This window comes from Leifsonia sp. 563, from assembly GCF_040545055.1.
Taxonomy (GTDB): Bacteria; Actinomycetota; Actinomycetes; order Actinomycetales; family Microbacteriaceae; genus Leifsonia.
Genome location: NZ_JBEPLE010000001.1, coordinates 1,212,424 through 1,225,354 on the forward strand (window position 1 = coordinate 1,212,424; position 12,931 = coordinate 1,225,354).

Consider the following 12,931-nt stretch of genomic DNA (forward strand, 5'->3'; position numbering starts at 1 on the left):
GCACGCATCCCCGCCCCGAGGTGCACGTTGTTGCGGTCTGACGCGGCGTGTCGCCCGCACGTGCGTGCACCTCGGGCATCGCGGACCGCTCAGGCCGAGGTGGATGCGCGCCGCGCGTGCGCCTTCTGCATCTTGACCGCGTTCCCGCAGCCCGCCATGGTGCACCACCGGCTGGACCGGTTCTTCGAGTAGTCGTAGTACGCCCACCGGCAGGTGACGCGATCGCAGACCTTGAGCCGCGACCAGCTGCCGTCCTCGCGGGAGGCGCGCACCGCATCCAGCACTCCGGCCAGGGCGGCGCGGGCGCCGCGATCGGTCGCGGGCGCCAGCGCGAATGACCCGGAGCCGCCGAACGACAGCCGGAGCGGCAGTTCGGCGAGCGCGCCGTCGAGGCTGTGGAGTGCGTCGGGGTCGGCGTCGTGTCCGGCGTGCGTGGCGAGCACCGAGCGCAGGCCCTCGCGCACGGTCTTCGCGAGTGCCAGGTCGTCTTCGGTGGCGGCGACGCCCTCCCCGAGGAGGTCGCGGCTCCGCAGCCACGCAGCGAGGTCGTCCGGGCTCTCCCAGCCCTCTTCGTCCTCCTGATACTCGACGGTGTTGACGAAGTCCCGCACCAGCCGCAGCTGGGCGGGGATCATCTCGTTCTCCCGTTCGAACGCGAGATCCGTCTGTCGACCCATCACACCACCATACGCCCTTGACAGGTGTTCCGACAGTGGGCATGGTGATGACACCGGCATTAACGCTTAGCCGGTGTAGGAGGTCATCGTGGATCGGACAACACAGCAGATCATCGCCATCGGACATCGGCCGGAGATCCCGGCCGAGAGGATCGGGAGGTGGATGCGCATCCACTACCGGGCGCTACGGGTGGGGCGGCTGCGACCGCGAGCCGCTCGCGATCCGTGGATCGACCACGTGTCGCCGTGGGCGTTCTGGGGCCTCCACCGCTGAGCGGCATCGAGGTGCGACTCGTGGCGCCTATTCGGGCGAAATAGCGACCACGACGTGCACCTCGGCACTCAGCCCGCCAGCGTCTGTTCGCAGGCGAGCAGGGTCACGCCGACGCTCCAAGCGTGCGAGAGCGTCAGCAGCATCCCCTTCGGCTGGAAGCACGCCGTCTGGTAGTACCGCTCGCTGACCATGCCGCGGTAGGCGTTGAAGTCGCCGTTCTCGCGGGCGATGAACTGGCGGAAGCACGCCAGCGTCTCGTCGGCGCGCTCCGCATAGTGCGGGTCGCCGAGGGCCGCCGAGAGCTCGCGCAGCTCGGCCGTGCAGACGAGCCCGTAGGCGTGAAGGTGCTGGTTCGACGGCGATGCGTTGTCGGCGCCGCGGGTGCGGAAGCCGTACGCCCCGAGCAGGGTGTGCGCCGGGAAGGTGACGTCGTACGTGTAGCGGAAGGTCAGCATCCAATCGGCTGCGCGCCGCGCCACATCGAGCCAGTGCCGATCACCGGTCGCGCGGTGCAGGGCGACGTAGGCCATCACGGCGGCGTAGCCGTCCTCCGACGTCGGCGCGAGGTCCACGTCCTCCGGGGCGCCGTGGAGGAACTCCCGGTCGACGAACTGCTCGTAATACCTTCCGGCGGCGAGCGCCGCGGGCAGGTAGCGCTCGTCGCGTTCGGCCGCCTCCACCAGGGCGGCGATCCACGTCAGACCCGAGGCGCCCGACCAGGACAGCACCTCCCCGGTCTCGGCATGGTGGACCGATCCGAGGTTGCCGTCGTCGCGCTGACGGCCGACGACGACATCCAGGTTCGAGCGGATGGCGCGCTCCCACTGCTCGTGCGGGTCGAGCGCTTGTGCGCGGACGAGGAACAGCGTCGCCTCGGCGAGGGTGCGCGAGTGGAGTCCGCGTTTCAGCTCGGTCCAACTCTGCGTCCAGCCGTGGTCGCGGTACCAGACGCCCCAGAAGGTTCCGGAGGGCGACAGGGACGCGGTGATGAAGTCGATGACGTGACGCGCCGCGTCCGCCTCGGCCCGCCGTTCGGTCCGCAGCCCGTGCGCGAGGAGCGCGTACGCCCACGGGATGCCGCTGACCCAGCCGACGTGCATGGCCTGCCGGTCGACGCTGAGCCCGTCCCGGCCGCTGACCTCGCGGTCGAAGCCGACGGTCTCCAGCAGCACGCCGGGGTCGGGGTCGTAGTGCCAGTCGAGCAGGCCGGCGGCGGTGAGGTCGGCGGCGGTGGCCACATCCACCCACGGATTCTCGGTCGTGTGCTCGGCCGCTTCGGCGTGCAGCGCGCGCAGGATCGGGGCGTAGGCGTGGCGGGATGCGTCCAGCGCGAACACGCGTACCGCGAGCTCCACGGTCTCCCCAGGCACGAAGCGGTGCGTCGCCACATCGGCCGGCCGCGGGCGGTCGTCGCCGTAGTACGTGACCGGGTATTCGCGGTACGGGAAGCGCAGGCTGACCGTCGCGTCGCCCCACTCCTGGTCGTGCGCGAGCCCGACGCCGGTGAGGCCGAGGGCGGAGGTCTCGGCCGCGGCGAGCGCGACTCCTCCACGGTCCGGCCCCGCCCAGGCGAACACCGCCGGCGTCGCCGCACGGTCGGCGCGGAACTCCCAGGCGTCGCTCACCAGGGCCGCGTGCTGCTCGGGCGTGCTCGCCCCGATCTCGAAGCGCGGGAACGCCCGGGTGTTCTCGGCCGGCCGGTTCTCGCCGTAGAAGGCGCCGGGGACGAGCCACCAGGGATCGTCAGCGCCGTGCACCGGAGCCTCCACCAGTACCGACCCGTCGGCCGGCTCCGCACCGGTGTACGTCACGCGCACCGCGAGCCGCCAGCCGGGCTCCGCCTCGCTCCACTCCAGCTGCACCTCGGCCGCCGCGGAAGCGGGACCGACGACGGTCGCCCGGACCTCGGGGCGCGCACTCACGGCAGCGGGCGCTCGATCAGGTCGACCTCGCGGACCGGCTGGGCCGGGTCGGCCGGCACCACGAAGGTGCGCAGCTGCGACGGGCCGAAGTCCTCCTCGATGGTGCGCCCGAGCAGCGGGAGCTCGATGCGCGAGCGTCCGCCCTCGCCGCGTGTCTCGACGGCCCGCACGACCACATCCGCGCCGCCGGGGGCATCCGTCTCGTCCTCGGTGCCCTTCAGCGCGGTCACCATGACGGTAGCGCCGCCGTCGCTCGCGAACGAGTTCACCGGAGGCAGCACGCCGTCGTGGAACGACTCCTGCATCGCCCGCACCGGGTTGCCGAGCACGAGCGCGCGACGGATCGGGTCGGCCTCACGCCAATCGCCTGCGTGCGGCACCAGCTCGTAGCTGAACCGCTGGACGCCCTGATCCTGGAAGGAGTAGATGCCCTCCGGGTCGAGCAGGCGCGGGTCGTGCCACGAGTAGACCGGGCTGCGGACGGCGGTCACGCCGATGCTCGGCTGCTCGCCGTTGTCGGCGGTTCCCGGCGACACGTCGTAGGCGTGCTTGTTGGTCGTGATCACCGTGAGGCCGGCAGCGGCGCCGTCGATCGTGCCGGTCAGATCCACCCACGACTGCGCGGGCTCCTCGGCGCCGTCGACCGGGCGCTCCAGGTGGCCGAACGGGATCTCGTACGTCGCCGTCGGGTCGTCGAGAACGGTCGGGAAGCGCAGCTTCAACAGGTGCGCCTGCTCGCGCCAGTCGAGCGTCACGTTGACCCTCAGCACGGGCGAATCGTGGTCGAGGATGAGCTCCTCCACCAGAGTGGATGCGCCCCATGCCCGCTCGACCCGGACGCGAGACCGCAGCGGGCCGGTCTCGCGGACCACGATGCGCTTCAGCTCCATCGTCGCGCCCGGCCAGGCGTACGAGATGACCCGGTGGCCCCACGTATCGGTCGGGTCGTCGTTGATCTGGGTGTGCTGGGCGCCGTCGACGCCGGCCATCACATCCACGCCGGTCGCCTTGACCAGGTAGGACGAAATCCAGCCGGTCTCCTGATCGATGCGGATGCGGACGTGCTCGTTCTCGAGGGTGTCGGCCGTCACGGTCAGGCCATCGGATGCCGCACCCGGGCCGGCGCCGGGACGCAGGCGGTAGAGGCGGTAGCCGAGAGCCGGGACGTCGGCGCGGAACACCACGGCGCCGCGCGAGACATCGTCCGTCGTCGCGGTCGACTGCGAGTTCTGGAAGACGACGGGCTCGCCGTTCTCGTCGACCACGTGCACGCCGGCGCGCTGCGCGCCGTACTGGAAGTCCACATCCACCGACACCGGCCAGGGATGCGGGTTGAAGACCAGGACCGGCTGCGTGCCGTCCTCCCGGTCGACCTGCACCTGGCGGGCGAGGACGTTGTGCGCCCGCGTGATGATGCGCTTCGAGATCGCGACGGCCTCGCCGAGCTGGTCACGTGCGTCGTCGTACGACGGCTCGATCGCCGAACCGGGCAGGATGTCGTGGAACTGGTTGAACAGCACCTGCTTCCAGGCGGTCTCCAGCTGCTCGCGCGGGTAGTCGACGCCGTCGGTCGCGGCGACCACCGCCGCCCAGCGCTCGGCGTTCAGCACGGCGAACTGCGCGCGACGCTGCCACGCCTTGATGCCCGAGTGCGCCGAATAGCAGCCGGGCGCATGGTGCTGCAGGTCGTCGCGGCGCACCGGGAGGGTGTCGAGGAACGCCTCGCCCCGGCCGAGCACCTCGTCGAAGTACGTGCGCGGTGACGACATCGTCATCCTTCCGAAAGAGCCCATGCGGTCGTAGCGGTGGATCGACTCGATGTTGGCGATCGTGGGGCCGCCGCCGTGGTTGCCCACGCCGTAGAACACCATCGCGGTCGCGTTCTCGCCGAAGCCGACGGTGCGGTCGAGGGAGGCGAGCGCCTTCTCGGTCTGGCCGTCGACGGACCCGGGCGGGCTGCAGTACTCGAACGGGATGCGGTAGGCCAGCACGCGCGAGCCGTCGGGCGCCTCCCACCAGAACAGGCTCGGAGCCAGGTCGGACTCGTGCGGGCCGGGCCGCAGGAACGTGTACGAGTCCATCCCCTGGCCGCGCAGGATCTGCGGGAGCATCGCGTTGTGACCGAACGGGTCCACATTCATCCCGACGGTCGACGGCTTCCCGAAGCGCGACTCGAGGTAGCGCTGGCCGTACAGACCCTGGCGCACGAAGCTCTCACCCATCGGCATGTTGTTGTCCGGCTCGACCCACCAGCCGCCGACGTTCACCCAGCGGCCCTCGGCGACACGGCGCTTGATCTGCTCGAACAGCTCGGGGTCGGACTCCTCCACCCAGCTGAGCAGCACGATCTGGTCGCAGGTGAAGACGAAGTCGGGGTACTCCTCCATGCGGTGGATGGCCGACCAGAAGGTCGCACGCGCCTCCTGGTATCCCTCCTGCCACGGCCACAGCCACACCGGGTCCAGGTGCGCGTTGCCGATCATGTGGAGGGTGCGCTGCGGGGTCGCCGTCGGGCGCTTCGCTGGCGGGAGGTCGCGCGGCTGGGTGCCGGCGGGCGCGTTCGCGACGGGGGCTTTGCCGTTCGTGTCGGGGGCGCCCGTCTCGCCGGCGACCTCGTTCCCGGATGCGCTCTCGCGCGGCTCCTGCGCCGCATCCACCGCGATCTGTTCCGGAGTTTCTCCGCCCACACGCGGCGTGTCGGCCGGAGAAAGTCCGGAATCGACGGCTGCCTGCTCGGGGGTGGTCACAGTGCGTACTCCTCGTCGCCGTCGGCCCATGCGTCCACGATCTCGGAGAGCACGTGGAGCATGAACGTGTGGAATTCCTGGATCCTCGGGGTGGTCGTGGACGGGCTCAGCAGCGCGTAGTCGGCGAACTCCTTCGCCGGGCCGCCGTCGCCTCCGCCGAACAGCACCGTCGTGGCGCCGACCGACTTCGCCGCTTCGAGCGCTGAGACGATGTTCGCACTCCGGCCGCTCGTCGTGAAGGCCGCGACGACGTCGCCCGGACGAGCCAGGCCGAGTACCTGGCGCGAGAACACGTCGTCGTACGAGTAGTCGTTGGCGATGCAGGTCATCGTCGTGGGGTCGGTGCTGAGCGTGACCGCCCCGAGCGGCCGACGGTCGCGCTTGTAGTGCCCGATGATCTCACCGGTGAAGTGCTGCGCATCCGCCGCGCTACCGCCGTTGCCGAACGTGTACAGGATGCCGCGCTCGGCGAACGCGTCGCAGAGCAGCTTCCCGACCTCACGCAGGGCCGGCAGCAGTGCCTCGCCCTGCTCGGCGACCTGGATGTGCGCCTCCAGCTGCTGTCGCATCCACTCAGCCACGGTGGTCTCCCTTCCGGACGCCTGCGCCCGCACCGGCGAGCTGGTCGAGGCGGTCGAACGCGACGGCACCGGCGCCGACGACGCAGACGACGTCGCCCAAGGCGGCGAGTACGACGGTGGATGCGGCGGCAGCGGGCGGCATCGCGTCGGCGGCGACTCGCTCGCGCACGGGAACGAGCAGGGCGTCGCCGGAGCGGGTCACCCCGCCGCCGAGCACGACGAGGTCGGGCTCGAAGACGTTGACAAGGTCGGTGAGGGCGACGGAGAGCACGTCGACCGTCTCGTCCCAGAGCTCGATGGCGAGGGCGTCGCCGTCGGCGGCGGCCGCGACCACATCCTCCGCCCGCACGACGGGCAGCTGGGCGAGCGTCGAGCCGGCGCCGCGCTCGGCGACGGCCTCGCGGGCGCGCTGGGCGATGGAGGTGCCGGAGGCGTATCCCTCGAGGCAGCCGCGGCGCCCGCACAGGCACGGACGGCCGCCGGTGCGGACCATCACGTGGCCGAACTCGCCGCCGTTGCCGGCCGCGCCGCGGTGCAGGCGGCCGTCGATGACCGCGCCGCCGCCGATGCCGGTGGAGATCGTCAGGTAGACCATGGTGTCGGCGTCGCGCGCGGCGCCGTAGCGGAACTCGCCGAGGGCGCCGGCCGTCGCGTCGTTCTCGAGCACGGCCGGGATACCGAACTCGCGCTCGGCGAGCTCGACGATCGGCAGGTCGATCCACCCGGGGAGGTGCAGAGGGCCGGTCAGCACACCGGCCTTGGCGTCGAGCGGACCGCCGCAGGAGATGCCGACCGCCTCCACCTCGAGGCCGGATTCGGCGATCGCGCGATGACCCATGTCGAACAGCCTGGGAACGATCGCACCCGGGCCCTCCTCCCGACGAGTGGGTTCGACGATCAGTGCGTGGGTTCGTCCGTCTTCCGTGACAACACCGACGGCGAGCTTCGTGCCGCCGATGTCGAGCGAGAGGACGGCGCGGAGGCCGTTTGCCATCATGTCCTTCCGAGGGTGCACGACCGCGCCAGCGTCGGTGGATCGTGTGGGATCGTTCCCACAGATACTAGGACGCCGCGGGCGGGCGGGTCAACACGGCGCGTTCACTGGGCGCGTCCGCAGCCGTCGCTCGCAGCCTGAGCGCCTCGCGAGATTCGGGGATTGCGCACAGTGCCGCGTCGCGCTAACGTACAACCAAATGGTTGTAGATGAGTTGACGGATGCTGAGGTCGATCGCATCTTCCAGGCACTGGCGGATGCGACCCGGCGGGATATCGTCGCGCGGTCGCTGCAGGGGGAGCACTCGGTGAGCGAACTCGCCCGGCGGTACGACATGAGCTTCGCCGCCGTGCAGAAGCACGTCGCCGTGCTCGAGCGGGCGGGACTCGTCCGCAAGCGGACCCGCGGACGCGAGCGCGTCGTGTCGGGCGACCCGGAGACGATCCGGCGGGCATCCCGGCTGCTCGACGCCTACGAGGAGATCTGGCGCCGTCGCGATCGCGCCATCGACGGCATCCTCGCCGAGGAGGCCCCAACCACGCTGAGCACCACCGAACCAGAGAGGAACGAGCGATGACCTTCATCGAGTCGAACAAGGACGTGGATGCGCTGACGCTCACGTTCGTCACCGAGTACGACGCGCCGCCGGAGCGCGTGTGGCAGCTGTGGTCCGACCCGCGCCAGCTGGAGCGGTGGTGGGGACCGCCGACCTGGCCGGCCACGTTCGAGGTGTTCGAGTTCGAGCCGGCGGGACGGGCGTCCTACTACATGACCGGGCCTGACGGCACGAAAGCCCATGGCTGGTGGCGGTTCGTCGAGATCGAGCCTCCGGTTCGGATCTCGCTCGACGACGGCTTCGCCGACGACGACGGCAACCCGGCGCCCGGGGAGCCCGTCCGGATGACGACGACGCTCGAGGAACGCGACGGCCGCACCCGTATGACGCAGCTCACCCAGTTCGCGAGCACGAAGCAGCTGGACGAGATGGTCGCCATGGGCATGGAGGAGGGCATGCGCGAGGCCGTCTCCCAGATCGACGACCTCCTCGCCGCCGACGTCACCCGCTGACCCAGCCATCCACCGTCGAGTACGCACAAATTGCACGCCCCGAGCACCGCGGGCGTGCAATTTGTGCGTACTCGACGGGGGCGGAGAGGGGCGAGAGACGGAACGCCCTGCGAGGTCAGGGGGCGTCGAGGAAGGCGAGGAGGTGCGGCAGCGTGCGGCGGAGCGGGCCCGGGTCGCCCGCGGCGGCGAGGCGCTCGCCGAGGTAGTCGCCGTGGATGCCGGGGACGATGAGGAGGCGCGCGTCCGGCAGCAGGGACGCCAGCTCGACAAAGTGTTCCGCCCGCACCACGTCACGATCCCCCCCGACCACGAGCGTGGGCGCCGACACGGAGGCGAGCAGGTCGTCGGAGAAGTCCTGGAACCCGAGCATCAGCTCGCGGTCGAGGTCGAACATCCGCCGCGCGTGCTCCGGGTCGCGGCTCACCGCGAGGTCGGCCTCCCAGTACGGCGCGGGCAGGTCGTCGAACGTCCCGGCGGCGAGCCCGTCCCAGAAGCCGTCCACCATCCCGGCTCGATGCACCGGGGCCGAAGCCGCGATCAGCCGCCGCACCGCGGACGGATGCCGCGCCGCCAGCTGCAGAGCGACCTGACCACCGTTGCTGAAGCCCAGCACATCCACCGGGCCCAGCCGGAGCTCGTCCAGCACGGCCGCGACGTCATCCGCCGAGCCTTCGAAGCTCGCCGGACGGTCACCCGAGGTCGTCCGGCCGTGCCCCTGCAGCTCGACCGCGAGCACCGACCGCGTCGGCGCGAGCAGCGGCAGCAGCATCCCCCAGTTCGACTCGATCGTGGAACCGCCGCCGTGGATCAGCAGCAGAGGTGGATGCGGCGAGTCCGGGTCGCCGTGCCATTCGCGATACAGGGGGATGCGTTCCACGCCCGCAGGCTAGCGGAGCGGCACCGAGGTGTCGAGGACTGCGCCCGGTGCGACCGTGTCGACCACGGCATCCCCCGCCTGGCCGTAGCGGGCGGCGCCGATCGTGACATCCGCCGCGATCCGCTGACGCTTGCGCACGTCGGCCGTCGCCCGCACGGAGAACCGCAGCCGCACGGTCTCGCCCGCTCCCGCCACGACTGACGCGGGGTCCGGGTCGCTCCAACCCGCGGGCGTCACCAGCCGCGCCACCACCTTGCGCGGCTCGTCGTAGGCGTTCACGACGACGACCTCATAGTCGAGCTCCGCGCCCGGGGACACGCGCTGATAGAACGGCTCCACCAGCACGAGGTTGCCGTCGGCGGGCGGCAGCATCCCGTCGTCCGGCAGCAGCCCGTCGTGGATGGCGGCCAGCTCGTCGCCCTGCTCGGTCAGCAGCTGCAGGTAGTCCTCGTCCACCTCGCGACCCTGCCAGTGCCCGGTGATCATGAGACCGGGGGCGACGCGACGGTACAGCGCTGCGCTCTGGATGAAGTCGTCACGCCGGAACCGGTTTCGGTACTGGTAATTGAGGATCTCGCGCTGGACCCCGAGCCGCCCCTCCGCGGTCTGCTGGTCGCCGGTGGCGAGCACCCGCACGCCGTCGACCTCGAACTCGAACGCGGCGGCGTAGAGGGTGTGGCCGGGCAGCTCGTGCGTGACGATCTCGTACTCCTGCCAGCGCACCGTCTCGCCGAGACCGAGCACCCGGTCGGCCGGGATGGGCTCGAACCACTGGCACGGAAGGTCGGTGCGCATCGGGTCGGCCATGATCGGTGCGACGTTCTCGGGCAGCCACACCTCGGTGCCCTCGACGTCGCGCAGCAGGTTCAGCCCCGCGATGTGGTCGTCGTGGTAGTGGGTGCCGAGCACGACCTCCACCGAGGTGACCCCGAAGTCGCGCTTGAGCGCCGGGATCGATGCGAGCCACGGACGCCGTGCGGCGCGGTCGGTGCCGGCGGGCCAGCCGGTGGACATGTCGTAGCCGTAGTCGATGAACAGCGCGGCGCCGGAGTCGCTGAGCAGCACGTACACGCACGAGTTGGCGGTGCGGTTGAGCAGCAGGTGGTCGGTGAGCCGGACGAAGGGACGCTCCAGCCAGTCGCGCAGATCCCACGGGTGGGTGCGGCGCGAGTCGACGTAGCTGCTCATCCGGGTGGCCAGCTGGTCGAGTGCGTCGACGGCCTCGGGCATGGGCTCGCCGTGCGACGGGAGCAGGATGGTCGGCTCCTCCTCCTGCAGCAGCAGGCACGAGAGCACGTTCATCGCCGGTCCCTCGTTCTCGGTGTACGACCACTGCGTGGCCGCGAGCGACCACACCTTGCCCGGCGCGTAGATGAGATCGCCCGTGAAGGCGACCCGCGCGTCCCCGCTGTCGACGAGGTAGGTGACCGACCCCATGGTGTGGCCGGGCGTCGGGACGGTCTTGACGTCGACGCCGCCGAATCGCGCGGTGCGGTACTCGGGCACGGTCCCGGCGATCGGCACCGGGTCGAGTAGGGAGAATCGGTCCTGGCGCAGGTTGTAGTCGTTGTACAGCGCGCGGGCCGACCACATCTCGTCGACGCGGGCGAAGAGGTCCTGCTCGACCGGAGGCACGAAGATCGGGATGCCGGCCTCGACCGCGCGCGGAAGGCCCTGCCCCTGGTCGCGATGGTGGTGCGTCATGAGCACCGCGTCGAGGGTCTCGAGGCCGAGTTCGCCGAGGTGGTCGAGCACGTCGCCCGAGCCGAAGTCGATGGCGATGGCGCCGGAACGCGCACCGCCGGCCGAACCGGCCGGCGGGATCACCACGTACACGTTGCACGTGTCCGTGAACCGGTGGACGCCCGGGGCGACCTCGGTGAACGCGCTCATACGGCGGATGGCTCCTTCTCGGCGGGTTCGCCGGCACGGCTCGCACGCGTCGCCCGGTAGGCGCTCCAGAGACCGGCGATCTCATCCAGGTCGGCGTCGGTCACCGTCTCGCGGCTGTTGTCGATGGACTCCACGTAGTACAGGGCCGGAACGCCGAGCTCGGGCTGGATGCGCGAGTAGGCGAGCCACTCGTCGCGGTTCGGCATCGGCCACTGGTCGGTGTCGATCGGGTGGCCGGGAAGGGCGGCCGCGGCGATGTCGTGGCGGTAGCGCAGCTGGTCGGCGACGGGCACCGGGTCGCCGTGGACCGAGTCCTCGAGCACGTCGTTGAGGCGCACCATGTCGGTGATCCCGGAGAACGAGGGATGCACGGTGTGCGTCACGACCAGCGCATCCGGCTTGGCCGCCTTGGCCGCGTCGTGGATGGTCGCGATGATCGCGTGCAGCGCGCTGATGCCCCACACGTCGTCGCCGTGCGTGCGGAGGGTGACACCGGACGGCGCGCGCTGGGTGAAGTCCACCTTGAAGCCGTCGGCGTCGAGTCCGTCGACCGACAGCATCCGCGTGACCTGGTCGCGCAGCGCGTCGAGGTAGGCGGGATTCGACGGGTCGACGGCGACGGGGCGACCGTGCGCGTCGCGCACGGTCAGCTCCGGCGGCAGGCCGGCCGGGTCCCACGCCTTGAACCACAGCAGGACGCGCTGACCGGCGGCGTGCCGCGCGTCGATCCAGGCGCGGAGGTCCGGCCACTTCTCGGTGTCGACCGTGTTTGTGCCGTAGTCGGCCTGCCAGCGGTCGTCGATGACGACGGTGCCCGGGTGGATGTCGCGCTCGGCGAGACGGTTCAGCCAGCGGTCGTAGAGGTACTGGCGGGCGAGGTCGGGGGCGAAGGCGGCACCGGCCGGCAGCACGAAGCCGTCCGCGTTGTCGGTGGCGAGCGCTTCGCCCTCGTGGCTCATCCGGACGGCGAGCGCGCACTGCGCCCCCCAGCCGCAGAAGATCGGCTCGTGCCACCACTCGGCGCCGGCACTCGGCTCCTCGGCCCAGCCGCGCTCGAGCAGGTCGTCGCGGTAGTCGCGGATGAGGCTCAGCGGTGCGCCGCCGGGCCGCAGCACGAACTCGGGGGACACCCATCCACCCGCCCGGACCCGCGTGTGGCCCTCGTAGGTGAGGCGGAACAGGAAGCCGCCGTCGATCGCGTCATAGCGGAACGTCGTGAAGCCCAGCTGCGAGATCGGCGCGACCACCGAGACGCCGAGCCAGTCGCCGACGGGCATGTCGGTCGGTCCGTGCGGCGCGTCCGGTGCGATGGACGGCCGGCCGAGGCCGAACACGAGCGGGGGCGGCGAGAAGATGCCGTTCAGCCGGCCCGGTTCGGCGTCGCCGACGACGCCGAGCTGCGCCTGCGTGTTGGAGGCGCGGACGACCTGGATGGGCTCGGTCGGCGTCGGCACGAAGACCGACGGGAAGCGGATGCCCGAGCGGAACGTGCCGGCCGCCCCCGTCGGCAGGGCCGCCTGACCGCCGAAGATCGTCAGGTCGGTGATCCGGGCGTCGTCGTCCTCCGTCGTCACCTCGACGCGGGCGCGGACCTCGCTCGGCGTGCAGTTCAGGACGACGGCCTTGGTCGCCCACGCGCTGGAATCGGTGAGCACGGTGACGCGCACCGTGCCGTCCTCCTGCTCCTCAACGGTGACCGCGGTCGGGCCGGACGACTCGTCCGGGAGGCCGACGCGGTCGACGCTCGCGAGGAGCGACAGATCGCTCCAGAGCTCCCCGTTCGGGCCGGCGATGGTCGCGCGCGGCCGGGTGAGCGCGACGCCGAGCGTGTAGGCGGGCGCGACGAGGACGACCTCGGTCGCGCTGCGGGTGACGGTGATGTCCTGGATGGTCTGCAT

Annotated in this window: 11 protein-coding genes; 3 read left to right on the forward strand and 8 right to left on the reverse strand. The window is 71.2% G+C overall.

Annotation, left to right across the window (positions count from 1 at the left end; genetic code table 11):
• Window positions 1-89: 89 nt before the first annotated feature.
• Window positions 90-677: a CGNR zinc finger domain-containing protein gene (locus tag ABIC47_RS05930; protein ID WP_354478256.1), complete on the reverse strand. Its 588-nt coding sequence runs from the start codon at window positions 675-677 to the stop codon at window positions 90-92.
• An 88-nt stretch (window positions 678-765) separates the two neighbouring features.
• Between ABIC47_RS05930 and ABIC47_RS05935 the strand changes: the two genes are divergently transcribed.
• Window positions 766-951 carry a hypothetical protein gene (locus ABIC47_RS05935; RefSeq protein WP_354478258.1) on the forward strand — a complete coding sequence of 62 codons (186 nt, stop codon included), beginning with the start codon at window positions 766-768 and terminating at the stop codon, window positions 949-951.
• Between the two features lie 68 nt (window positions 952-1,019).
• Here ABIC47_RS05935 and ABIC47_RS05940 read toward each other — a convergent pair whose 3' ends face one another.
• The 4 genes from ABIC47_RS05940 to ABIC47_RS05955 are packed head-to-tail and all read right to left on the reverse strand — an operon-like array spanning window position 1,020 to window position 7,195.
• Entirely contained in the window at window positions 1,020-2,873 is a 1,854-nt protein-coding gene (locus ABIC47_RS05940; RefSeq protein ID WP_354478261.1) for a YyaL domain-containing protein, read from the reverse strand.
• Window positions 2,870-5,620 carry an alpha-mannosidase gene (locus ABIC47_RS05945; RefSeq protein ID WP_354478264.1) on the reverse strand — a complete coding sequence of 917 codons (2,751 nt, stop codon included), beginning with the start codon at window positions 5,618-5,620 and terminating at the stop codon, window positions 2,870-2,872. Before ABIC47_RS05945 ends, ABIC47_RS05940 begins: the two co-directional genes overlap by 4 nt.
• The gene (locus tag ABIC47_RS05950; RefSeq protein WP_018192730.1) at window positions 5,617-6,201 is read right to left on the reverse strand and encodes a D-sedoheptulose-7-phosphate isomerase; all 585 of its coding nucleotides are present in this window, start codon (window positions 6,199-6,201) and stop codon (window positions 5,617-5,619) included. The genes ABIC47_RS05945 and ABIC47_RS05950 overlap by 4 nt, the downstream gene beginning before the upstream one ends.
• Window positions 6,194-7,195 (reverse strand): ROK family protein, encoded by a 1,002-nt coding sequence (locus ABIC47_RS05955; RefSeq protein WP_018192731.1) that lies wholly within the window; start codon window positions 7,193-7,195, stop codon window positions 6,194-6,196. Before ABIC47_RS05955 ends, ABIC47_RS05950 begins: the two co-directional genes overlap by 8 nt.
• A gap of 199 nt (window positions 7,196-7,394) precedes the next feature.
• Here ABIC47_RS05955 and ABIC47_RS05960 point away from each other — a divergent pair, with 199 nt between their 5' ends.
• Together ABIC47_RS05960 and ABIC47_RS05965 are read left to right on the forward strand one after the other, a co-directional pair.
• The gene (locus ABIC47_RS05960) at window positions 7,395-7,772 is read left to right on the forward strand and encodes an ArsR/SmtB family transcription factor (protein ID WP_354478268.1); all 378 of its coding nucleotides are present in this window, start codon (window positions 7,395-7,397) and stop codon (window positions 7,770-7,772) included.
• Window positions 7,769-8,263 carry an SRPBCC family protein gene (locus ABIC47_RS05965; protein ID WP_018192733.1) on the forward strand — a complete coding sequence of 165 codons (495 nt, stop codon included), beginning with the start codon at window positions 7,769-7,771 and terminating at the stop codon, window positions 8,261-8,263. The genes ABIC47_RS05960 and ABIC47_RS05965 overlap by 4 nt, the downstream gene beginning before the upstream one ends.
• 115 nt (window positions 8,264-8,378) lie before the next feature.
• On the opposite strand, the gene ABIC47_RS05970 is transcribed toward ABIC47_RS05965, so the two are convergent.
• Genes ABIC47_RS05970 through ABIC47_RS05980 form a run of 3 tightly spaced genes read right to left on the reverse strand, consistent with a single transcriptional unit; the run spans window position 8,379 to window position 12,931 of the window.
• Window positions 8,379-9,140, reverse strand: coding sequence for an alpha/beta fold hydrolase (locus ABIC47_RS05970; RefSeq protein ID WP_354478271.1), 762 nt, complete (start codon window positions 9,138-9,140; stop codon window positions 8,379-8,381).
• Between the two features lie 9 nt (window positions 9,141-9,149).
• The gene (locus ABIC47_RS05975; protein WP_354478274.1) at window positions 9,150-11,033 is read right to left on the reverse strand and encodes an MBL fold metallo-hydrolase; all 1,884 of its coding nucleotides are present in this window, start codon (window positions 11,031-11,033) and stop codon (window positions 9,150-9,152) included.
• Complete coding sequence (locus ABIC47_RS05980; protein ID WP_354478277.1) at window positions 11,030-12,931, reverse strand: alpha-amylase family protein; 1,902 nt, start codon at window positions 12,929-12,931, stop codon at window positions 11,030-11,032. Before ABIC47_RS05980 ends, ABIC47_RS05975 begins: the two co-directional genes overlap by 4 nt.